Source organism: Vibrio sp. Vb1166 (assembly GCF_033338695.1).
GTDB classification, from domain to species: Bacteria; Pseudomonadota; Gammaproteobacteria; order Enterobacterales; family Vibrionaceae; genus Vibrio; species Vibrio alginolyticus.
On the sequence record NZ_JAWOTE010000002.1, the window covers coordinates 350,673 to 372,039 of the forward strand.

Annotated in this window: 23 protein-coding genes; 1 reads left to right on the forward strand and 22 read right to left on the reverse strand. The window is 44.5% G+C overall.

Annotated features, from left to right (window positions below; genetic code table 11):
• Positions 1-126 precede the first annotated feature (126 nt).
• Together R7E51_RS04000 and R7E51_RS04005 are read right to left on the reverse strand one after the other, a co-directional pair.
• Positions 127-576 carry an L-alanine exporter AlaE gene (locus R7E51_RS04000; protein WP_025766903.1) on the reverse strand — a complete coding sequence of 150 codons (450 nt, stop codon included), beginning with the start codon at positions 574-576 and terminating at the stop codon, positions 127-129.
• A 502-nt stretch (positions 577-1,078) separates the two neighbouring features.
• On the reverse strand, positions 1,079-3,499 hold the full coding sequence (locus R7E51_RS04005; RefSeq protein WP_017820050.1) for a hybrid sensor histidine kinase/response regulator: 2,421 nt from the start codon (positions 3,497-3,499) through the stop codon (positions 1,079-1,081).
• Positions 3,500-3,550: 51 nt separating this feature from the next.
• On the opposite strand from R7E51_RS04005, the gene R7E51_RS04010 reads away from it, so the two are divergent.
• On the forward strand, positions 3,551-4,162 hold the full coding sequence (locus R7E51_RS04010) for a YecA/YgfB family protein (RefSeq protein WP_005378278.1): 612 nt from the start codon (positions 3,551-3,553) through the stop codon (positions 4,160-4,162).
• Between the two features lie 73 nt (positions 4,163-4,235).
• Here R7E51_RS04010 and R7E51_RS04015 read toward each other — a convergent pair whose 3' ends face one another.
• The 20 genes from R7E51_RS04015 to R7E51_RS04110 all read right to left on the reverse strand — a co-directional run bounded on the left by R7E51_RS04015 (position 4,236) and on the right by R7E51_RS04110 (position 21,324).
• On the reverse strand, positions 4,236-5,402 hold the full coding sequence (locus tag R7E51_RS04015) for a glutathionylspermidine synthase family protein (RefSeq protein ID WP_042522104.1): 1,167 nt from the start codon (positions 5,400-5,402) through the stop codon (positions 4,236-4,238).
• An 8-nt stretch (positions 5,403-5,410) separates the two neighbouring features.
• Positions 5,411-5,980, reverse strand: a complete 570-nt coding sequence (locus tag R7E51_RS04020) for a DUF1190 domain-containing protein (RefSeq protein ID WP_025766906.1) — start codon at positions 5,978-5,980, stop codon at positions 5,411-5,413.
• A gap of 8 nt (positions 5,981-5,988) precedes the next feature.
• Entirely contained in the window at positions 5,989-6,405 is a 417-nt protein-coding gene (locus tag R7E51_RS04025) for a DUF350 domain-containing protein (RefSeq protein WP_005378281.1), read from the reverse strand.
• Positions 6,405-7,448 carry a potassium channel protein gene (locus R7E51_RS04030; protein ID WP_017820047.1) on the reverse strand — a complete coding sequence of 348 codons (1,044 nt, stop codon included), beginning with the start codon at positions 7,446-7,448 and terminating at the stop codon, positions 6,405-6,407. Before R7E51_RS04030 ends, R7E51_RS04025 begins: the two co-directional genes overlap by 1 nt.
• 118 nt (positions 7,449-7,566) lie before the next feature.
• A complete protein-coding gene (gene nadA, locus R7E51_RS04035) occupies positions 7,567-8,628 on the reverse strand; it encodes a quinolinate synthase NadA (RefSeq protein ID WP_017820046.1) in 1,062 nt (353 codons plus the stop codon).
• A 251-nt stretch (positions 8,629-8,879) separates the two neighbouring features.
• Entirely contained in the window at positions 8,880-9,632 is a 753-nt protein-coding gene (ybgF, locus tag R7E51_RS04040) for a tol-pal system protein YbgF (RefSeq protein ID WP_167415111.1), read from the reverse strand.
• Between the two features lie 15 nt (positions 9,633-9,647).
• Positions 9,648-10,172: a peptidoglycan-associated lipoprotein Pal gene (gene pal / locus R7E51_RS04045; RefSeq protein ID WP_005378293.1), complete on the reverse strand. Its 525-nt coding sequence runs from the start codon at positions 10,170-10,172 to the stop codon at positions 9,648-9,650.
• A 30-nt stretch (positions 10,173-10,202) separates the two neighbouring features.
• Positions 10,203-11,555: a Tol-Pal system beta propeller repeat protein TolB gene (gene tolB / locus R7E51_RS04050; protein WP_005387925.1), complete on the reverse strand. Its 1,353-nt coding sequence runs from the start codon at positions 11,553-11,555 to the stop codon at positions 10,203-10,205.
• A 15-nt stretch (positions 11,556-11,570) separates the two neighbouring features.
• Complete coding sequence (gene tolA, locus R7E51_RS04055; RefSeq protein ID WP_025523094.1) at positions 11,571-12,635, reverse strand: cell envelope integrity protein TolA; 1,065 nt, start codon at positions 12,633-12,635, stop codon at positions 11,571-11,573.
• A 13-nt stretch (positions 12,636-12,648) separates the two neighbouring features.
• A complete protein-coding gene (locus tag R7E51_RS04060) occupies positions 12,649-13,092 on the reverse strand; it encodes an ExbD/TolR family protein (RefSeq protein WP_005378298.1) in 444 nt (147 codons plus the stop codon).
• Positions 13,093-13,095: 3 nt separating this feature from the next.
• Positions 13,096-13,794, reverse strand: a complete 699-nt coding sequence (gene tolQ, locus R7E51_RS04065) for a protein TolQ (RefSeq protein WP_005378301.1) — start codon at positions 13,792-13,794, stop codon at positions 13,096-13,098.
• The gene (gene ybgC, locus R7E51_RS04070; RefSeq protein WP_017820044.1) at positions 13,784-14,203 is read right to left on the reverse strand and encodes a tol-pal system-associated acyl-CoA thioesterase; all 420 of its coding nucleotides are present in this window, start codon (positions 14,201-14,203) and stop codon (positions 13,784-13,786) included. Before ybgC ends, tolQ begins: the two co-directional genes overlap by 11 nt.
• 172 nt (positions 14,204-14,375) lie before the next feature.
• A complete protein-coding gene (gene ybgE / locus R7E51_RS04075; RefSeq protein ID WP_017820043.1) occupies positions 14,376-14,678 on the reverse strand; it encodes a cyd operon protein YbgE in 303 nt (100 codons plus the stop codon).
• On the reverse strand, positions 14,671-14,778 hold the full coding sequence (gene cydX, locus R7E51_RS04080; RefSeq protein WP_000270284.1) for a cytochrome bd-I oxidase subunit CydX: 108 nt from the start codon (positions 14,776-14,778) through the stop codon (positions 14,671-14,673). The genes ybgE and cydX overlap by 8 nt, the downstream gene beginning before the upstream one ends.
• A 12-nt stretch (positions 14,779-14,790) precedes the next feature.
• Positions 14,791-15,927, reverse strand: a complete 1,137-nt coding sequence (gene cydB, locus R7E51_RS04085) for a cytochrome d ubiquinol oxidase subunit II (protein ID WP_206957390.1) — start codon at positions 15,925-15,927, stop codon at positions 14,791-14,793.
• A gap of 17 nt (positions 15,928-15,944) precedes the next feature.
• Positions 15,945-17,531: a cytochrome ubiquinol oxidase subunit I gene (cydA, locus tag R7E51_RS04090; RefSeq protein WP_005378311.1), complete on the reverse strand. Its 1,587-nt coding sequence runs from the start codon at positions 17,529-17,531 to the stop codon at positions 15,945-15,947.
• A 461-nt stretch (positions 17,532-17,992) separates the two neighbouring features.
• Positions 17,993-18,997 carry a Holliday junction branch migration DNA helicase RuvB gene (ruvB, locus tag R7E51_RS04095; protein WP_005378312.1) on the reverse strand — a complete coding sequence of 335 codons (1,005 nt, stop codon included), beginning with the start codon at positions 18,995-18,997 and terminating at the stop codon, positions 17,993-17,995.
• A 287-nt stretch (positions 18,998-19,284) separates the two neighbouring features.
• The gene (gene ruvA, locus R7E51_RS04100; protein WP_017820041.1) at positions 19,285-19,896 is read right to left on the reverse strand and encodes a Holliday junction branch migration protein RuvA; all 612 of its coding nucleotides are present in this window, start codon (positions 19,894-19,896) and stop codon (positions 19,285-19,287) included.
• A gap of 67 nt (positions 19,897-19,963) precedes the next feature.
• Positions 19,964-20,485: a crossover junction endodeoxyribonuclease RuvC gene (gene ruvC / locus R7E51_RS04105; protein ID WP_005387909.1), complete on the reverse strand. Its 522-nt coding sequence runs from the start codon at positions 20,483-20,485 to the stop codon at positions 19,964-19,966.
• Between the two features lie 92 nt (positions 20,486-20,577).
• Positions 20,578-21,324 carry a YebC/PmpR family DNA-binding transcriptional regulator gene (locus tag R7E51_RS04110; RefSeq protein ID WP_005378402.1) on the reverse strand — a complete coding sequence of 249 codons (747 nt, stop codon included), beginning with the start codon at positions 21,322-21,324 and terminating at the stop codon, positions 20,578-20,580.
• Positions 21,325-21,367 lie beyond the last annotated feature (43 nt).

The following is a 21,367-nucleotide window of genomic DNA, read 5'->3' on the forward strand; positions in this document are numbered from 1 at the left end:
CATCATTGGCTAACGAGGCGCTAATTTAATGATTATGTGCCTGATGGTCAAGGCTAAACATAAAAAAAAGCGCCCTTTTCGAATCGATTGCTCACTAAGTAACTAAATTGAGCAAAACTGGGGCATTTACATGCTTTGAGAATAACCGGGAACACGGAACCAACGGCGGCACATGTCCAAGAAGTACCCATACAACACACCCATGCCACAAGAAATAACAGCGTTACTTGCCACTGCGGTCACAATTTGATCTGTAGACGCGCCAACTGCGAATAAAATACCCGCATAAACTGGAGATTGAAATAGTACATAAGCGACCAGATCAGAGATGTTCTTCATAAAGGAAGACGGTGACACCTTACTACCTTGATGCAGCATCCAATCACGAAAAACCCCATACGGCCAAGCAATGGCGATATTCACTGGAATCGATAGCGTACGCGATGCTAGAGATTGCTCAAATGTCATCCCTGAAATCAAAATCTCGACAATCATCCCTGTGATAAAGCAAAAAACAACCATAGCAAAGGTATCCGCTGCGGCGTGACGAATACAAAATGGTCCACGAGACTTCATTTACAAAACCCTTAAAATCAAACACTGCAATTAATAAAAATAATAAAACTATTAACCACTAAAAAGACATCAAGCCAGTTAATGATGCAATTAGAACACACAAAAACTAGCTTATGGCTCTGTATTTAAAATTAAGTTGTAAATTTATAACCAACTTTTAAAGTAAAAGTAGTTTTTTTCACCAATGGCGAGTAAAAACGCCTAAAATTACGTAAAAATGGTACAAAAACACGGATTTCACTTACATAAAAAGGGGTTACGATAATTATTTTGACGTAAAGTTAGAACAAAACTCGGACTGTAAACAGTCACTCCTATAGCTTATGCTACCAAGCTGCGAAAATTCAGAGTATTACCGATATAATCACAGTAGAAGGTCTTGCTGCTTTACTCGTAAAAGTAAAACTGCAAGCCTGTTCATTGCAGGTTAGAAGAGTTTGTGACGACGCTGGATGACGTATGAATAGTAAGAACAATTTACAGTTGCGCCATATTGATTCAGTTATGGTGAGGCCAGCAAAATCGTTAATGTATCGATATCATCTTGGTCCGGGGATTGCTGACGCTTTAAGTTACTTCTTATCCGTTCGGCGACTGAAGAAACGTCGCCACTGAGTTCAAGGGGAGCCTCCGCAATGATCGCTGAAATAGCCTCAAGTGCTTCATTAAGATGTCCATTATCTAGAGCGACATAGAAGTTGAGTAACCACTTTTCAGCATTAAAGCTATCTGCTGCATTTCCATCAAAGTCCGATTGGTACTGATATAACTGTGTCGCATGAAGATACAGTGCATCATTTAATTCAGACTCCACTATTGGTTTCGCTATTATGTGGTCTGCTCCTACATTAATCATACGCTCTTGTGTTTCTTTGAACACATCCGCTGTACAGCCAAAAATCAGTACCGACTTAGCAGGTGAACTCATTGCTCGAATGGCTGATATGGCCCCAACGCCATCTAGAACAGGCATATGATTATCCATCAGTATCAAATCAAATGGTTTGATCGCAACCTCATCGACTGCAAGCTGACCATTTTCGACACTTGTGCACTCAAAGCCCTTGGCTCGGAGGAAAGTTTCCATAATGATCGCATTTGTTCGGTTGTCTTCAACAATGAGTGCTTTCAACCCTTTACAGTTCAATTTATGTGTATTGATTGACTCTACTTTACCCGGCTTGCAAGGTGTAAGGGCAATTTCGACAGTAAAAGTCGTTCCAGCGTCCTCCTGACTCTCTACAACCACTTGCCCACCCATATGTTCCGCGATTTCTTTGACTATTGCTAAACCAAGCCCTGTACCACCAAACCGTCTAGTCGTTGATGACTCTGCTTGCTCAAAAGGACGAAAAATGCGTTTTTGTGCCTCTTTTGAAATACCAATCCCTGTATCTTTTACCTTTAGTATCAGCTTGGTGCCAGCCTTACTCGATTTCTCGGCTAGCTCTACCTCTACGATGCCACGATCGGTGAACTTAACAGCGTTATTGAGTAGATTGAACAGTACTTGACGCAAACGGGCTTTGTCATTGTTGTACCAACGACCCGTTGGTAAATGCGAGACTACTCTAAAGCGAAGACCTTTTTCTGCACATAGCGTTTGATAAACACTCTTGATACTGCCGATAATCGACTCAATTGGGAAAGGCTTATTTTCAAACTCAACATGCCCTTGTTCAATTTTTGAGTAATCTAAAATCTCATTGAGTAATGTCATCATGTGATCACCTGAATCATAAAGTGTTCTCAGGTGCTTACGCTGCTCATCGGTAAGTGGTGTTTTTAACAGTATCTGGGCAGTTCCTAGTACACCGTTCATTGGTGTGCGAATCTCGTGGGACAATGTGGCTAAGAATGCCGTTTTAGCGTTTGTCGAAGCCTGAGCTTTTATTCTCTCCTGCTCTAAATAGATCGTCTTTTCATTGAACTTCTCGATAAGCTGTCCGATTTCGTCATCGCTATCGTAGTCAATATCTATGATCCCACCAGTTTTCGAGTCATCAATCTTAGCGGCAATGCGAACAATTGGTTCAACAATATAGCGATTCAGTAAGTAGTAACCGACCAAGACACACAAGAGCAAAAATGGAATGATCCTCCCCTCAACGCTCATCACTTGTTCAAACACTTGATCGGCGACTTTAGCTTTTGCGTTGACAACTTCCATGCGCCAATCGAACTCTCCGAAATCAAGCTCGCTGACATAAATTTCGTCCGTCAGTTGAAAGTTGTGTTCAATAATCACGTTTGAGTCAGCATCGCGAACCACTACCCCCAAAGAATGCTGGTTCGTGTGCTCTCGAATAAACTGAAAAAGTGCATCAAGTGATAGGTCTACCGTTACAACTCCAGCGAATCGACCGTTTTGGTAGTACGGAGAAGACGCGGTAATCATCTGGACCTGAGTAAAGGTATCGATGTAAACCGTAGACCAACTAACAGAACCTACCGGAGCATCGGCGGCAGCGACATACCAGGCTTCATTATCATAACCGCCAGATTCGGGGTTATTGTAGGAGTGAATTTGGTCAATACCACTATCACTGTTTTTATTGAAGAATAGACTTTTATATCTCCATTGTTCTGCTTTTAGTTCGGGTTTAGGCCATACGCCACCACTAACAAGCATCTTGTCACTCAATTGAAGTATATGTGGAATTATTGTGTTGAGAGATTGAATATTTTCAGTCCCTTGGGCTAGCCCTACTAAGCTGCTCAATACACCTGTAGAACTGAGGAGGGGCTCTTTTATCTCAAGAGCCAGGAGTTGGGTACGTAACTCTAGGTTTTGCTCTAGCTTTTGTCTAACCGGTGGCTCAACAACCAAATAGGCGACAGAACCGATAGTGGCGATAAAGAAGCACAGGTAAAGTGTTAGGGCGAGAATGCTTTTTTTTCTAAGTGATGAGCGAATTTCCATAGATGTGTGAATCATTCCCTAATATCGATTTATCACTAATTGATTGGTAAGATGAGCGCAATCAACCAGCCCATTAACAAATGGTATTCTATTTTGAAACTACAAGACATCCTTTCTCTCCCAGAACTTGACGGTAAACTACTAAACCTAGCAAAAACTCAAGGCTTTGTAACAGCGATGGCTGCAGCGCCAAACGTATTAATGCCTCAAGAGTGGTTGCCATTCTTATGGGGTGGAGAAGAAACAGCGCCATTTACTGACGGTGAACAACTAGAGCAGTACATTGACGAGATTGTACAAATGTGGAACCAAACTCGTCCCGCTCTCCTAGAAGGCACTTGGCAGTGGCCTGCAGGGTGCGCGCTAGATGAGCAAGACATTGTAACAAGTCAGGCTCGCGATTTCTGTGAAGGTGTATTACAAGGCTGGCAACTTGCGCGTGATGACTGGGAAACGTTGATGCCTGAGGATAGCGAAGATAATGCCCTACTCGGTGGTGTTTTACTTTCTCTTACTATGCTTTACGACCCAGAAACAACCATTGAAACATTGGCCGAACAAGGTATGGAAGGCTTAGAGCAGTTTGAAGAGATCTTCAATGCAATGCCAGTGATGTTATGTGGTCTTACCCAGCGCGGTGTTGCATTAGCTGAAGAACAATAGACGCAACGCTGTCGACCATCAAGATTGAACGGCTGAATAGACAAAAAGCTCTCCAAATGGAGAGCTTTTTTGATCATGTTAAAATTACATGTGGAATATACCGCGCCATATCTTGAGTCACTAAGCTACTGTCTTCCCTAATCGAAATACCGGCAGCTCTATCATTGACCAACCAACTGCCAATTAACGTATGGTTGTGCCCAAACTTAGGTAGTGGATGGTATTGCTGGACGATATTGAATTTAGATTCATAAGGCCCTGACGTTTTAACAAAACGTTTTCCATCGATGACGATCTCGATGTTCGCGCCCTCTCGAGAAAATAGTGGCTTGATGACATAATCTCTCATAGTGTTCGCTTTTGAATCGTTAGCAAAATAAGCGGGCAAAAGGTTCGGGTGATTAGGAAAGCGCTCCCACAATAACGGTAAAAGTGCTTTATTGGATAGAATCGACTTCCACATCGGTTCTAACCAGTTTACGTTCGCAGTCGCTAAGTACTTCGCATATTCCTCTTCAAACATAAACTCCCAAGGGTAAAGCTTAAACATCCAACGAATCGCTCTGTCGTCAGCATCCACAAACAGACCATCTTCCGTCACTCCAATATCTTCGACATGCACGAATGCCGTTGCTAACCCTGCCTCTCGCGCGCAATCCTCTAAATACTGGACAGTCCCTTTATCTTCTTCAGTGTACTTGCAGCAGCTAAAGTGAAGTGTTTGTCCTGGTTGGTATTTTGCTATTTCGGCAAAGCGCTCGATCAAAAAGTCTTGAAGAATATTGAATTGATCCGCGCTCTGGTGAACTCGACCTTTATTTACAACATCTTCTAGCCACACCCACTGCCAAAAGCCAGTTTCAAACAAGCTGGTTGGCGTATCCGCATTGTTTTCCAGTAATTTTGCTGGCGAGGTCCCGTTGTACGCGAAATCCAGCCGCGAATAAAGCGAAGGTTCGCTTCGTCTCCATGAAGAAGCGACCTGCTCCCACATAGATTCAGGGATCGCACATTGCGTCAGCAACCGCTCACTCCGAACGACTTCATCCACAATAGCCAGGCACATCTGATGCAGCTCTTCAGTGGGCGCTTCTATATCGCGCTCAATTTGCTCCAGCGTGAATTGATAGTAAGCACTCTCATCCCAATACGGTTGGTCATACATGGTATGGAAACCAAAACCAAACTGGCGTGCTAATTCACGCCAGTTTTCGCGCTCTTGTATTTCTCGTCGAAACATAGTGCTTTTTAACCGCCTCGACTGACCGACACCGCTTTACCAAACCCGCCTCGAGACATCGCCCTGCCAATGGTGCCGCCACCACGTTTATTAAGGCTATTCGTCGCAACTTTGGTCGGCTGATTTCGGTAGGAGCCAAAGAATTGTCCTGCTCCATTATAGAATTTGGATTTATAACGGTACATCGGCTCTGAGTAATAGCTCTTGTTATAACCTTTCAACCCGCTTAATGAGCGACTGTAAAAAAAACCGCCAAAGTTAGGTACATAAGCTCGGGAACTGGAACTGTAGTAACAATCATCCTCGTAGAAATCATTCTCGCATTCGAACTCGCTGCGGTAGCGAGGGGCATTTTGTTCGGCACGAGCTAAAGCTTCTTGGTATGCAATGTCACACTGTTCACTAAACTCAGGCGAGTTAGATTTACACTCATCAGCATCAGAAAAAATGTACCCTTCTGTTTTTGACTCGTACGTAGCAAAGAAGAAAATACCACCAAAGGCAGCAAAGGGAAGAATTTTCCCAAGCTTTAAGCTTTTGTCCATGGAAGAACGTTTAACGTTAGAACTCCGCTTCATCGTTCCTCCTAGTAAGTCATGCAAGCGGCATTCAATACGCCGACCGAAACAGAAACTGCGGCTAATACAATACCGGCTGGCAGTTCATCTTTTTCGATACGCTCTGCCACTTTCGGAAGTAAAATAAAGCGTACAATTGCAAATGCGATAATTTGAGCAAGCATTGCAACAACGCCCCACACCATAAAATCGACGATATTGACCGAGTTTTTTGCCGCCCCCGAAATCGCGAGACAATAACCAAGGAAGGCCCCACTTAGCGCAATCGCTGCTGCTGTATTTTGTTTTTCTTTGATCAGATGCCACTCATCGTATGGCGTCAACTTGACGTAGATGAACTTAAACGCCAATACAAAAATAATAGAAACAGAGAAATAGAGTAAAAAGTTTGGGAAGCCTGCTAACAGGCCAGCAATCATGTGCATTATTGTTCCTTGTTCATTTCTTTCCAGGCAAAATCTTCAATACGTTCATCTGCAATGTAAAACAGCTTGGTACTCGCGGGTACTTCAGCATCTAAATCTGGGTTGAGTTGAATACCATCGCCAATATCAAAAGCAATCAGCGTGGCATGATGGCGTCTTTTGAGAAAAACGAAGAGATTCTCAATAGTGGTGGCAGACTGACCCTCGGGATAAATAACTGAGTATTGCGTCATACCTCGTGTTGAAGCCAAAAGCTCCTGATGAAGCGCACTTGAGCCCGGGTCAACCGCCGCTTTTGCCAACATTTCTGCGCCAACAGCAGGTATGCATTCCGCTTTCGGGCAATGCTGACTTAGAAGTCGGCCTAGCGCTTCATCTTTAAAGTAAGCGACCAAATGAGCGGAAGGGTTTACAGATGCGCAGTATAGAGCGGCTGACAAGGTAATGTCGTCCGAGAGATTATCCACAATAATGCAAGCGGCTTCGGCAATATTGGCGTTTTTCATTTCTTGCGAATCGGTATAACTGGTCACTTTGATAAAACTGATTTCGCCAGGTAACGGGTTCTCTATTTCTGAACGGCTGCATAAAACAATCGGACGCTTTCCCTCTTCTTCATGTTGTAACATGCGAATAAGGTGCATCGTTCTCGATCCATTCCAGCCCAACAATACAATATGGTTTTCCACTCTTACTCTCCGTTTTCCTAAAATACCCGCTCGCCAATAGTCCATCGCTGCTCCAGCGACACGCCCCAATAATGCGGCGAATAAGCTCAAACCGCCGGGGATTACAAATAGTACGACAACCCATTTACCCATATCTGTTACTGGAGAATGGTCGCCATAACCCACCGTACTCGCCGTAACCATGAGGTAATAGATAAAGTTAGCGAAACTGTCTGTTAATGCTGTTTCACCAGCGAGAACCAGCAGCCACCATGAAAGGCTCACATATAAGCCACTAAAGATGAGAAGGCTTCGGTTGCTCAATTTAAAAAGGTGGGAACTAAGCCACTTTTTAACTACTAACCACACCGCCATAAATTTATGACCTCGATATTCATTGATTGCATCAATAGTAACTCATTGATAGTAAGACACAAAAAAACCAGCCATATTCGGCTGGTTTTTGAGATTTACTTTCAGTTACGCCTACTTTTTAAGCATTACCTTTCACTTGCATATTTAGCTGCTCAGCAAAATCTAGCATGCGGTTCAGTGGGATAAGTGATTTCACACGTAGCGCTTCATCAACAAAAATTTCGTGCTCTTCACCACCTTCACTAAGCGCTTTCTCAATTGCTTTCAAACCGTTCATTGCCATCCAAGGACAGTGTGCACAGCTGCGACATGTTGCGCCTGCACCTGCGGTTGGCGCTTCGATAAGTTCTTTCTCTGGCACAAGTTGCTGCATTTTAAAGAAAATGCCTTTGTCTGTCGCAACGATCATTTGTTTGTGAGGAAGCTCTTTCGCTGCTTTGATCAGCTGACTCGTTGATCCAACGGCATCGGCAAGTTCTACGACGCTTGCTGGTGACTCAGGGTGAACCAAAATAGCCGCATCTGGATACACGCTCTTCATTTTTCGTAGCGCATCAGCAGAGAACTCATCATGAACCACACACTCACCCTGCCAAAGCAGCATATCTGCGCCAGTTTTGTTAGCGATGTACGATCCTAGGTGACGGTCTGGTCCCCAAATAATTGGCTTATCTTCAGCGTCTAAGTGTTCCACGATTTCAAGCGCAATGCTCGATGTAACGACCCAGTCGGCACGGGCTTTAACCGCTGCTGAAGTATTTGCGTAAACTACAACCGTATGATCAGGGTGAGCATCACAAAACTCGCTGAACTTATCCGCAGGACAGCCAAGGTCAAGCGAACATTCCGCTTCCAACGTTGGCATTAGAATGCGCTTTTCTGGTGTCAGAATTTTGGCCGACTCGCCCATAAAGCGAACACCACCAATAATCAATGTACTTGCAGGGTGACGATTACCAAACTTCGCCATTTCCAACGAGTCACCAACAAACCCGCCAGTGTCTTCAGCTAGGGCTTGAATCTCAGGGTCGGTATAGTAGTGCGCGATAAGTACCGCATCTTTTTCTTTGAGTAACTTTTTAATACGCTCAATGTAAGATGCTTTTTCTTCTTCGCTTAATGGAACTGGTTTCGGTGGGAATGGGTAAACAGTGTCGATTTTATCTAATATATGGCTCATTGCTCTTGCTCTACGCAACTTCCTTTAATCCGAGTATTGTAACCTCGTTAATTTTCAAAAACCAACTTGTCGCGGGGATTTCTAGCGGTCTAGCCGTATATCTTTGTTACAGGTAGCATTTCCGAGTAGCGAAATTCGGTGCAACATAAGGTCAGAGGCTCTGCATCATTGCTATCGACTTAGCCGTTCTGCACCAAAAGAAAATGGAAAAGAAAAAGGAAGCCGAAGCTTCCTTTTCAAAACATAACGTCTTACAGCTTAGAGCTGGCAAGTTTTGCAGATGCACTACCTGGGTATTCATCAACCACTTGTTGGTAGTACTTTTTCGCTTGAGCTGCATTGTTATTACGCTCAGCGATTTCGCCTAACTTAAGCAACGCATCGGCTCGCTTATTGGAGTCTTTATAAGACACCACAGCGGCAAAACTTTTCACTGCATCCTCATCCTGCTTTTTAGCGAAGTACAACTGACCTAACCAGTAGTGAGAATTCGCTGAATATGTAGAATCAGGATAATCTTTCTGGAACTGCTGGAACGCTGCAATTGCGCCAGTGTAATCACGCTTTTTGAGAATGAGGTCAACTGCATTCTGATATGCCGTTTGCTCATCAACATTTGGAGTGTACTGACCACCTGTTTTCACAGGTTGTGCTTCTTGTGCAGGTGCGGATTTTATCTCTCCACGAACACGATCCAGCTCGACAAACAACTCACGTTGACGTTGCAACATTTGTTTCATTTCGTAGCTATTTCGCTCTAATTGACCACGCAATTCACTGATCTCTTGTGACATTTGGTCAATTTGCTGTTGCATTTGGAGCTGAACGCGATTGCGATTTTGTAGCAAACGTTCTAGACGCTCTACTTCCGTTTCAGATGAACGGCTCTTAGAGACGGATGATGTGCTGTTGAGATCGGATACTGGAGCTGGTGCAGCGAACGCAAAGTTCGCTGCACTTGCCAGTAACGTAAGCGCAACAGCGCGCTTAGTGTTACTGAACATGAGGATTACCTCGAATTAGTATACTAGAACCGCGCGACGGTTCTTAGCGTAAACTTCATCTGATTGACCTAGAAGAAGTGGCTTCTCTTCACCGTAGCTAACGATTGAGATTTGGTCAGCTTGAACACCTAGTGCTTGTAGGTAGTTCGCTACTGCTTGCGCACGACGCTCACCTAGAGCAATGTTGTACTCAGGCGTACCGCGCTCATCAGCGTGACCTTCGATAGTTACGTTAAGTGCTGGGTTCTTGCTTAGGTAAGAAGCGTGAGCCGCTAGCATCTCTTCGTAATCTGCTGCAATTGTTGAGTTGTCAAAAGCAAAGTAGATTGTTTGAGTTTCACGTAGCGCTTGCTCTTTTAGCTCTTGCTCTGTCAACTGACCGCTTTGATCAATTGGCGTAGCTACTGTTGTTTCCACTGCGCCATTGTTGTTTGTTGCTGCACCAGTGTTAGAAGCAGCGTCGTCGCTTGAACTACACGCTGTAACAGCCATTACAGGAAGCGCGATTAGTAGCCCTTTTAGAACCTTGTTCAGTTGCATCTTATTTTCCTTTATTAATCAAACTTATTACTACAAAAACGGTGACCATGCAGGCGCTCGAACACGCCCATTTGTTGCCGGTAATCTAGCTTTGAATCGACCATCAATTGACACCATCGATAGTACGTTTTTCTTGTTGTAAATCGAGCTATACACAACCATGCCACCGTTTGGGGCAATACTAGGAGACTCATCAAGCAAGGTCTTAGTTAAGACTTGAAGAGCACCAGTTTCCAAATCTTGTTTCGCCAAATTAAATCCTGCGTTGCTGCGGTTCACCATAACTAGGAATCGCCCATCAGGAGTAATCTGACCACCCAAATTTTGGCTGCCTTGCCAAGTCAAACGGTCAATAGAACCGCTGCCCAAATTTACTTGATAAATCTGTGGTTTACCACCCCTATCCGATGTGAAAATCAACGATTTTCCATCCGGATGCCAGAACGGTTCCGTATTATTTGATCTGCCACGCGTAATTTGCGTCAGCTTACGAGTGTTAAGGTCAAACGTATAAACATGAAGCGAGCCTGTTTTAGAAAGAACAATCGCTAACTTATTGCCATCTGGCGAAAATCTTGGCGCACCATTGTGACGTGGGTATGAAGTAATTTTCTCACGTTCACCGGTGTAGATGTTCATGATGAAGATTTCTGCTTGGCCATTTTGGAAGCTAACATATGCAAGCTTTTTACCATCGGGTGACCACGCTGGTGACATTAATGGTTGCTTAGAGCGTAAAACCAGACGCTCATTGTAGCCATCGTAATCAGCGACTCGAAGTTGGTAAGGGAAACGGTCTTTATCGTTCACTACCACATATGCGATACGAGTCATGAAAGCGCCACGGTCGCCAGTTAACTGCTCATACACCAAATCAGAGATACGGTGAGCGTACTCACGCATACGAGGCCCTTGAACAGTGGCTACTTTATTGAACAACACATGATCTTTTGACAGGACTAATTCACCGTCACTACCAAGCGCCTTACTCTTCCCACCTGTTAACTGACCACGCACAATATCAACAAGTTGATAGTTGATAACGTAGTCACCTTGGTCGTTTTGCTTGATTGAACCAGTCAATAGCGCATCCACACCTAAATTGGTCCAAGCATCAAAATTAACTTCTGATTCACTGAACGGTGTTTGTGGCATTTTGCTCGTTGGAACTGGGCTGAATTTACCACTACGTTGTAAATCCGAGGCGATAACAGCAGAAACATCCGTTGGAAGCGCTTGTGTGCCCTCCCACTTAAACGGAACAACAGCAATTGGTCGTGCTGAATCAATACCATCGGTAATGACCAACTCTAATGCGGCATTCGCCACATTTGTCATACTGCTAAACAGTACAAACATTCCTAGTAAAAGGCGTCTAATCACGTCTTATTCCTTATTCTAGTATTCAACGGTTAAGTTGATATCTCTAACTTTATCAATAACATCTCTATCTTTAGGCATCGGAAAGTTGCCAACTTGGGCTACTGCACTTTTGGCTGCACTACAAAGACGAGAGTCACCGTTTAACACAGTAACATTACTCACAATACCATCAGTCCCAGTTGGAACTAGCTTCACATTAAGCCTACACGACTTTCCCACAAGATAATCGTCCTTAATGATACGACTCTCTATCAATTGTTTGTAAATTGCACCATAGCGGTCAACTTCAGATTGCACATGTTGATTTTTCGCTTGCTGATTCTGTTCTGACTCACTCTCGAGACCCGCAAAAATATCATCTAACGCGGCTTCTTGAGCTTTACGCTCACGCTCGGCACGCTCAGCTGCTTCTCTCGCTTTACGCTCTCGCTCCGCTGCCTCTTTTGCCGCTTTCTCTTTTGCGATGCGCTCTTGTTCAGCTTTTTCAGCTGCTTCACGCTCACGACGTGCTTTTTCTTCCGCTTCTTTTGCTGCTTTTTCACGAGCTAAACGTTCTTGCTCAGCTTTTGCGATAGCCGCCTCTTTTGCTAAACGCTGCTGTTCAGCTTTACGCACGGCTTCTTCTTTTTCCTTGCGCTCTTTTTCTAGCTTAGCAGCTCGCTCTTTTTCTTTGCGAACACGTTCTTCTTCCTGCTTGCGCTCTTGCTCTTTTTTCTTACGCGCAGCTTCTGCTTCTCGTGCCGCTTGAGCATCTTTCGCTTGCTGCTCTTTCAACTTGCGAATTTGCTCTTCTTCAGCTTTGCGGTTTTTTTCTAGCTGCTCTGCTTCGCGTCTCAGTTTATCAAGACGCTCTTGTTCTTTTTTCGCTGCCTTTTCGCGTTGCTGGCGAATTTCTTTCGCTTGTTGCTGCACAAGTTTTGGATCGATGACAACAGCTTGAACCATTTGCCCTGTAGGCTCTGGTTTAGACATATTGAAGTCCGTCCCCCAAAGCAGGGCTGCAACTAGAATTGCATGCAAACCAACCGATATTGCTATCGGTTTGGCGTATTGGTTGGGTTTCTTCTTGTGATCTTTCATAGATAATTGATGTCTATTCCCTGATATCGGTCATTAGACCTACCTTAGGGATACCAGCTCGACTTAGTTCATCTAGCAATAGAACAACATCGGCATATGGTGTTGCCGCGTCGCCACCTACCGCAACTGGTGAATCCGGCTTAACCTCTCGCTCCGCTTTCACTCGCACAATAACATCTTGCAACGACAAACCTCGTTGAACTTCTTCATCATTTACGCTTAGGCCTAAATTACCCTCGCTATCAATTTCGATGATAATAAAGCTACTGTCAGTCTCGCCAGCAAGGTCTTGCATAGATTCTGCGGTCGATGTTTTCGGAAGATCAACGTCGACGCCTTGAGTCACAAATGGAGCGGTCGCCATAAAAATGATCAACAGTACGAGCATTACGTCGATATACGGAACAACGTTGATCTCCGCTGTCATTTTTCGCTTTTTAGGTTGATAACCCGCCATGCTTTATTCCTTATCCGCGCTGTCTCGGCCAGCCATCGCTTGACGATGAAGGATGCTGTGGAATTCTTCAGAAAATGTTGCGTAAGTGTGCTCTAGTTTACTCACTTTATTGCTTAGGCGGTTGTACGCCATTACTGCCGGAATAGCCGCAAATAGCCCCATCGCTGTCGCGATAAGTGCCTCGGCGATACCCGGTGCAACCATAGACAACGTAGCTTGCTTTACTTCACCCAGCGCAATAAAGGCGTGCATGATGCCCCAAACGGTACCAAATAGGCCGATATAAGGGCTTATAGAACCGACTGTTGCCAAAAACGGTAAGCTTGTTTCTAGCTCATCTACTTCACGAGAAACAGCAACGCGCATTGCGCGGCCAGTGCCTTCCATGATGTAAGCTGGTGAATTTGCGTTGCTCTTACGTAGGCGAGCAAACTCTGTAAAACCTGCGTAGAAGATTTCTTCTGTGCCTTCAATTTCGTCTTTACGCGCTTTTACTTTTTGGTAAAGCTGAGAAAGATCAGTACCCGACCAAAATTTGTCTTCAAACTGCTCTGCATTTTTTGATGCTTGAGAAAGCACTTTGCTGCGCTTGATGATCATTGCCCATGACACAATTGACATGCCAAGCAACGTCAGCATCACAAGCTTTACCAACAGACTGGCCTGAAGAAAGAGATCTAAAATGGAAATATCAGCAGTCACTATTTGTTAGCTCCGAATTTATAAAGGTTGGAATAGCTATTGGTTTCATTTTCTTATTATCGATACATGCTACCTTAACCGAGGCCTTGCACAATATCTTGCCTTGATCATTGACCAACTCTTGACAGAATTGCAGAGAAGCACGTTTTATTTCTGACACTCGGGTTACGACTGTCAGATGCTCGTCCAGCCTAGCCCCTTGGTTGAAATCGATATCCATGTGTCGGACAACAAAGCCGATATTTTGTTCCAGTAACACATGTTGAGAAATGCCTTTAGCACGTAACATCTCTGTCCGTGCGCGCTCAAAGAATTTTAGATAATTAGAATGATATACAACACCGCCCGCATCAGTGTCTTCATAGTACACGGTGATCGGCCAGTGAAAGAGATTTGATGTGCCTTGCAAGGGAGTACCAATATATTCAATTCTTTAAAGTAATTACTATAACTGAAGCGACAGCAATTGGTACCGAGCTAAGGAAATATTTTTGAAATTTGTAGAAAAAATAAAAGCTAGGCGAGATACCTAGCTTTTATTCGATGATTTAGTAACCGACTTTATTACAGCATATTTCAGCCTAAATGAAATAAAGTGCCGTTAGATAAATTAAGATAGCTAACGAGAAATAAGGACTAAACAAAACTTGCCAGTACCAGTTTCTTGGCTTGAAGCCCACCCCATACACCATGCTTGAACATACAGACCAAATCAGTGCTGGTGCGACGATTGAGTTAAAACCACCAATTGCTTGATGGTAAGCTTCAGGGTCCCACATCACCAATCCTACGTGCATAAAGCCAAGGATGAGAGATAAGACTCGTAGCAGAGTCTTATCCATTGGTGCGTGAAGTTTCGCTACCTTATCAGCGAGGTTACTCACTGTCTTTATCCATCATTTCTGAGTGCTCTAGCCAAAGAGCGTTGATGATACCGAATGCACAAGCAAGTAGTACACCTAGAATCCATGCGAAATACCACATAGTAAATGCCCCTTAGTAAAGTGAGTTTTTGTTGTCTTCAATGTACTGGTCATCAAGGCGACCAAACATCTTGTAGTAAGTCCAAGATGTGTAACCAAGGATGATTGGCACCATAACAAACGCAACGCCTGTCATTAGGTTCAGAGTCAGCTCAGATGACGTTGCATCCCACATTGTTAAGCTGTGGCTTGGCATTAAGTCTGAAGGCATGATGAATGGGAACATCGCAAAACCTGCAGTAAAGATAACACCAGCAACACCCAAGCTTGAAGTAATGAACGAAATCGCACATTTTTCAAGACGAGATGCCAATACAGCGAGAAGCGGCATTGCAACACCTAATACAGGAGCAGCCCATAGTAGTGGGTAGTTTTCAAAGTTCTTCATCCACGCACCAGCTTCACGGATAACCTCTTTCTTTAGAGGGTTAGAAGCAGCGTTAGTGTCGATACCGCCAACAATGACGTAGCCATCGATATTTTGGATCCAGAAACCAGCCGCTACAAACGCAGCAACCGTCAGTAAACCAGCCAACTGAGCAACGTTGCGCGCACGCACATGCACTTCGCCTGTTGTTTTCATTTGTAGCCAAGTAGAACCTTGCATCAAAATCATGAACAAGCTTACTAGACCACACAACAGTGCAAATGGATTTAGTAGACCAAAGAATGAGCCATGGTATGTTGGCATCAAGAACTCACTCAATTGGAATGGTACACCTTGTAGAAGGTTACCAAACGCCACACCAAAGATGATTGGCGGAACAAAACCACTGATTGAGATACAGATATCCCAGGTATTGCGCCATTTTGGTTCTTCGATTTTAGAGCGGTAGTCTAGACCCAGAGGACGAAGCCATAGCGCTGCTAGTGTCAAAATCATCGCTAAGTAGAAGCCTGAAAATGACGTTGCGTAAACCAAAGGCCAAGCTGCGAACAGTGCACCACCAGCAGTGATAAGCCAAACTTGGTTACCATCCCAGTGAGGAGCAATTGAGTTAATCATGACACGGCGTTGCGTGTCGTTTTTACCGATGATAGGTACAAGCGCGCCTACACCCATATCGAAGCCGTCTGTTACTGCAAAACCAACTAGTAGAACACCGATTAGTACCCACCAGATGAGTCGCAAGATTTCGTAATCAAACATCTTGTTATCTCCTTACCTTACGCTTCTACTTGGCGACTAACTTTGTCTTCAACAGAGTCAGCATTTTGCTCGAAGTGGTAGCGACCCGTTTTCAGGCTACTTGGGCCTTTACGAGCGAATTTCAACATTAGGTAAACTTCTGCAATCAGGAATACCGTGTATAGCGCCAGAATTGCGAAGAGTGAAGTCCAGATTTCACCTGCAGTCAGCGCAGAAGCTGCAACATGCACTGGTAGAATTTCACCTACAGCCCAAGGCTGACGGCCGTACTCAGCGACGAACCAACCCGCTTCAATTGCAATCCAAGGTAGTGGAATGCTAAATAGTGCAGCTTTTAGAATCCATTGTTTCTGTTCAATCTTCTGACGACACGTTTGGATAAACGCCGCACCAAAGACAAACAACATGATGAAGCCACAAGCAACCATGATACGGAATGACCAGAATAGCGGCCATACTGTTGGGATTGAGTCGTCCGCAGCAGCTTGGATTTGCTCTTCTGTTGCATCAACAACATTGTCTGTGTAGCGTTTTAGAAGTAGACCGTAACCTAGGTCACCTTTCACTTCATCAAACGCAGTCATGTTTTCTTCTGACTTGTCGCCCGCGCGAAGCTTCTCTAGAAGTTCATAAGCGTACATGCCGTCACGAATACGATCGACGTGTTCATCACGTAAATCACGAAGACCTGTTACTTGCTCATCAAAAGAGCGTGTCGCGATAATACCCATTACGTAAGGGATCTTAATTGCGTAATCGGTATGCATCGTTTCCTGGTTAGGAACACCAAATAACGTAAATGCGGCAGGTGCAGGTTCAGTGTGCCACTCTGCTTCAATTGCAGCGAGTTTCACTTTTTGAACTTCACCAAGCTCGTAGCCAGATTCGTCACCAAGAACGATGGTAGATAAGATAGCTGCAATACCGAAAGAAGCAGCAATAGCAAACGAACGACGAGCAAACGCAATGTCACGACCTTTTAATAGGTAGTATGAACTGATGCCTAGAATAAACATTGCGCCACAAGTGTAACCAGAAGCAACCGTATGCACGAACTTAACCTGAGCAACTGGGTTTAGTACAACCTCAGAGAAGCTCACCATTTCCATTCGCATGGTTTCGAAGTTGAAATCTGCGCCTACTGGGTTTTGCATCCAACCGTTTGCGATAAGAATCCAAAGAGCAGAGAAGTTAGAGCCTAGTGCCACAAGCCAGGTAACCGCTAAGTGTTGGCGTTTAGATAGACGATCCCACCCGAAGAAGAATAGACCAACAAAAGTTGACTCCAGGAAGAATGCGACAAGTGCTTCGATCGCTAGCGGTGCACCGAAGATATCACCTACATAGTGGGAGTAATAAGACCAGTTCGTACCAAACTGGAACTCCATGGTAAGGCCTGTCGCCACACCAAGTGCAAAGTTAATACCGAATAGCTTACCCCAGAACTTGGTCATGTCCTTATAGATTTGCTTGTTCGTCATTACGTACATCGATTCCATAATGGCCAGAAGGAAGGCCATACCAAGGGTCAATGGTACGAATAGGAAGTGATACATCGCTGTCAGTGCAAACTGCAACCGCGATAGATCAACTACGTCAATCATGGTAACTCCTATGTGTCGGCTGAATGACACTCTCTACATATTGCAATCCATATTCAGGTGTTATTTACACTTGAAAAATGTTGAATTATCACAACTCATTGTTGCAAAAATGTGCTTCATTGGTTAGTTAATTGTTAAGCATCAGCTAATATAGCTGGGACTAATATTACTTGTAAAAACAGATTGTTTCAAAAGGTTTATAGCCGTAACGCGCTTTGATATACATCAATGTTTATGCGCGGAATTTGCACAAAAATCCATCACATTGATCTAGATCAACCAGTATTGGATACGGATGTTAAGAGAGAGTAATCAGGAGAGAAATTAACCAGTTGCAAGCAAACATCGAGTTAACAATCAATGCTTTTTACTTACTAAACCAGTATGAGAAAAAATTCAAAAAATGTGAGTTTGGTCAACTTTAATGAAGCGCTGGGCAACAAAGGCCCAGCGAGGGAATCTTATTTTTCAATTCCGAAATGCAAATACGCACGATCTGTCGCGATTCTTCCACGCGGAGTGCGTTGTAAATAACCTTGCTGAATAAGATAAGGCTCAAGAACGTCTTCAATAGTGTCCTTTTCTTCACCTATCGCCGCTGCCATGTTGTCGAGCCCGACCGGACCACCACCAAATTTTTCCATAATCGCGAGTAGTAGCTTACGGTCCATGTAATCGAAGCCTTCGGCGTCCACATCAAGCATATTCAACGCCTTATCAGCAACATCGGCACAAATGTGACCATTGCCTTTTACTTCCGCATAATCACGAACACGGCGTAGCAAACGGTTAGCAATACGTGGTGTGCCACGCGCACGTCTTGCCACTTCCAATGCACCTTCAGGTTCCATTGATAAACCTAAACAATCCGCGCTTCGCTGCACGATATCTTGGAGGTCTTTTATCTTATAAAACTCAAGGCGCTGAGTAATACCAAAGCGGTCGCGCAATGGTGACGTTAAAGAGCCCGCTCGGGTCGTCGCACCAATTAACGTAAATGGTGGTAAATCGATCTTAATAGAACGAGCGGCCGGACCTTCACCGATCATAATATCCAGTTGATAATCTTCCATCGCCGGATATAGCACCTCTTCAACCATCGGACTCAAGCGGTGAATCTCATCGATGAACAACACATCGTTTTCTTCAAGGTTGGTTAACAGCGCGGCCAAATCGCCTGCTTTCTCAAGTACAGGGCCTGAAGTAGTGCGAATGTTCACTTCCATTTCATTGGCAACGATATTCGCAAGTGTGGTTTTACCCAAACCTGGGGGACCAAAAATCAAAAGGTGATCAAGTGCTTCGCTACGTAACTGAGCAGCTTTAATGAAGATCTCCATTTGGTCACGGACATGGTCCTGACCTTGGTAATCCGCTAATTTTTTTGGCCGAATAGCACGATCAATGACATCTTCATCACGAAAGGCAGGGTTTTCTGGCGCGATTAAACGATCGGCTTCAATCATCTTTTTACCTTGAAAAATGGTTACCTGAGAGAATAATGCCGCTCGTTTAACAGCAAGTGGCATATTTCTATATCTCGTCATCCTGTACAGCGACGAAGGAGCGTGATACAGGATCTTCTACCCGAGCGATTTATGGTCAAATTGTTTCATTAACCGCTCAGCGTGCTGCTATTAGATTCCCAGTCTCGCCAGGCTCGCTGAAATGACACAAAAAAACATCGTTAAGCGATTGGCATTAACCTTAGAGAATGAGTTATCTTGAACAAATGTTCACTGTGCAACCAGCGTTACACCATTGATTTTAGAGCTTCACGGATCATTTGCTCACTGCTCATGTCCGGTTTAGCGATCTGAGATACCACTTTCGACGCTTGAGTCGGCTTGTAACCTAGAGCTAGAAGCGCACTGATTGCTTCTTCTTCCGCGTTGTTGGATGTCGCACTAGAATCCGCAGGAGCAGCATCCGTAAATGGTGTAAATAGATCGCCAGCGCCCCACCCTTTCAAGCGGTCTTTCATTTCAACAACCAATCGCTCTGCGGTTTTCTTGCCAACGCCTGGAAGCTTAACCAGCGTAGAAACGTCTTCATGTTCCACACAAGTAACAAATTGCGTTGCTGTCATACCAGAGAGAATACCAAGACCGAGTTTAGGACCAACGCCATTGGCTTTGATCACTTCACGGAAAAGTGCTCGTTCTTTTACCGTGTTGAAACCGTATAGCAATTGCGCATCTTCACGGACAACAAAGTGAGTATAAATAATGGCTTCTTCGCCAACATTTGGCAGTTCGTAAAAACAGCTCATTGGCATCTGGACTTCATAGCCAATGCCATTAACTTCAATTAATACTTCAGGTGGTTGCTTTTCAATCAGTATGCCACGAAGACGTCCAATCACTATAAATACTCTTTGGAAATGAATTTGCGACAGGATAATAAAGAACTGGATAGACATCCAGTTAATTTTAACGGTAGCGCCCTTTTCTGGCACTGGTTGCTTTGCCCGCTAACGCAACGAGAGTCTTGTTAGTATTGGCATGACAAATCGCCACACCTAAAGCATCGGCTGCATCCGCTTGAGGCTTGGCGGGCAATTTAAGCATCTGCTGAACCATATGCTGAACTTGCGCTTTGTCCGCGCCACCAGTGCCGACGACAGCTTGCTTAATAAGACGAGCCGCATATTCAAATACCGGCAACTCCGCATTCACCGCAGCAACAATTGCACTGCCACGAGCTTGGCCAAGTTTTAGCGCTGAATCCGCGTTTTTGGCCATAAACACTTGCTCGATCGCGAAAACGTCCGGTTGAAACTGGGTAATGATTTCCGTGACGCCTGCATAAATCTGTTTAAGCCGACCCGGAAGTTCTTTTTCTGAAGTACGAATGCAGCCACTACCAAGGTATTGCAAGTGGCGTCCATTTTGACGAATGACCCCATAGCCGGTAATGCGCGAACCTGGGTCAATGCCCAAAATAATTGACATGAATGTTCCTAAAAATGAGGCCTAATTCGGCCTCAGTCTTTTTATTATTACTTGCTAACTTCGGAGCAAATACCGCTCCCGACACCTTGAGTTTAATCTAGCGTAGCCGCAACGTCGTCAGAGATATCACCATTGTGATAAACCTCTTGAACGTCGTCCAGATCTTCCAAAGCGTCAATCAAACGAAGTAGTTTTGGCGCAGTATCCGCGTCCAAATCTGCTTTCGTAGATGGGATCAGCGACACCTCCGCGTTCTCTGCCTCAAACCCTGCGGCATCAAGAGCATCTTTTACGAGTCCAAAATCGCCTGGGGCCGTGTAGACATCAATCGAGCCATCTTCTGCCGTTTCAATGTCATCAGCACCACTTTCTAATGCTACTTCCATTACCGCATCCTCATCTAAACCTGGGCCATATGAAATCACGCCTTTCTTGTCGAAAAGATAGTTGACGCTACCATCCGTCCCCAGATTACCGCCTGACTTTGAGAATGCATGGCGTACGCCAGATACCGTACGATTTCGGTTATCCGTCATACATTCGACCATGACCGCCGTACCACCTGGGCCATAACCTTCATAGATCACGGTTTCCATGTTGTCGTCGCCTTCACCACCAGCACCTCGGCTGACAGCGCGGTTGACAGTGTCACGTGTCATGTTGTTAGACAGTGCTTTATCAATTGCTGCTCGCAAACGTGGGTTATTTTCTGGCTCACCGCCCCCCTCTTTTGCCGCAACAACGATTTCACGGATTAATTTAGTAAAGATTTTGCCGCGCTTCGCATCTTGCGCTGCTTTACGGTGACGAATATTCGCCCATTTACTATGACCAGCCATAATTCACCTTTTAATGTATTTTGACGCTTAATAACAAAACATG

Coding starts and splice junctions, on each gene's coding strand:
- R7E51_RS04005 (WP_017820050.1), bottom strand. CDS start 3,499: ATGGAAATTCGCTCATCACTTAGAAAAAAAAGCATTCTCGCCCTAACA.
- R7E51_RS04010 (WP_005378278.1), top strand. CDS start 3,551: ATGAGCGCAATCAACCAGCCCATTAACAAATGGTATTCTATTTTGAAA.
- R7E51_RS04000 (WP_025766903.1), bottom strand. CDS start 576: ATGAAGTCTCGTGGACCATTTTGTATTCGTCACGCCGCAGCGGATACC.
- ruvB (WP_005378312.1), bottom strand. CDS start 18,997: ATGATTGAAGCCGATCGTTTAATCGCGCCAGAAAACCCTGCCTTTCGT.
- cydX (WP_000270284.1), bottom strand. CDS start 14,778: ATGTGGTATTTCGCATGGATTCTAGGTGTACTACTTGCTTGTGCATTC.
- R7E51_RS04025 (WP_005378281.1), bottom strand. CDS start 6,405: ATGCACATGATTGCTGGCCTGTTAGCAGGCTTCCCAAACTTTTTACTC.
- R7E51_RS04060 (WP_005378298.1), bottom strand. CDS start 13,092: ATGGCGGGTTATCAACCTAAAAAGCGAAAAATGACAGCGGAGATCAAC.
- R7E51_RS04030 (WP_017820047.1), bottom strand. CDS start 7,448: ATGGCGGTGTGGTTAGTAGTTAAAAAGTGGCTTAGTTCCCACCTTTTT.
- ybgF (WP_167415111.1), bottom strand. CDS start 9,632: ATGTTCAGTAACACTAAGCGCGCTGTTGCGCTTACGTTACTGGCAAGT.
- cydA (WP_005378311.1), bottom strand. CDS start 17,531: ATGATTGACGTAGTTGATCTATCGCGGTTGCAGTTTGCACTGACAGCG.
- cydB (WP_206957390.1), bottom strand. CDS start 15,927: ATGTTTGATTACGAAATCTTGCGACTCATCTGGTGGGTACTAATCGGT.
- R7E51_RS04020 (WP_025766906.1), bottom strand. CDS start 5,980: ATGAAGCGGAGTTCTAACGTTAAACGTTCTTCCATGGACAAAAGCTTA.
- pal (WP_005378293.1), bottom strand. CDS start 10,172: ATGCAACTGAACAAGGTTCTAAAAGGGCTACTAATCGCGCTTCCTGTA.
- nadA (WP_017820046.1), bottom strand. CDS start 8,628: ATGAGCCATATATTAGATAAAATCGACACTGTTTACCCATTCCCACCG.
- tolA (WP_025523094.1), bottom strand. CDS start 12,635: ATGAAAGATCACAAGAAGAAACCCAACCAATACGCCAAACCGATAGCA.
- R7E51_RS04110 (WP_005378402.1), bottom strand. CDS start 21,324: ATGGCTGGTCATAGTAAATGGGCGAATATTCGTCACCGTAAAGCAGCG.
- R7E51_RS04015 (WP_042522104.1), bottom strand. CDS start 5,402: ATGTTTCGACGAGAAATACAAGAGCGCGAAAACTGGCGTGAATTAGCA.
- ruvC (WP_005387909.1), bottom strand. CDS start 20,485: ATGTCAATTATTTTGGGCATTGACCCAGGTTCGCGCATTACCGGCTAT.